The 288-nt window shown below is 40.6% G+C and carries 1 protein-coding gene; it reads right to left on the bottom strand.

From position 1 onward, the window contains the following. On the bottom strand, window positions 1–288 hold a 288-nt coding region (locus E1171_RS23040), incomplete at both ends, for a hypothetical protein (protein ID WP_187696082.1).

Here is a 288-nt window from a genome sequence, read left to right as displayed (position 1 = left end):
GTTGTTAGTATTATCATTCCCACCGACACCGCCGGCACCGATTATGGCATTTATCTGGCCAATCTCCTGTTCCGACCCATCTTGAGAAACCCACGCCTTTTGTGTATTGCGGTTATTTCGGCTATCTGTAATGATATTTACATCATTAAGGAGGTGCATCATTCCATCCTGGAGACCTTCAAATTCTTGCCAATTTTCATCATTATTGTTCCCGTCCGCTATTCCATTTACTAAACCCATTGTATTATTTGAACCATCTTGATGTCCATGAAATTTTTGACTATTGTC

The organism is Xanthovirga aplysinae, assembly GCF_009711365.1.
Lineage (GTDB): Bacteria > Bacteroidota > Bacteroidia > Cytophagales > Cyclobacteriaceae > Xanthovirga > Xanthovirga aplysinae.
This window is presented reverse-complemented; position numbering and strand designations above follow the sequence as displayed.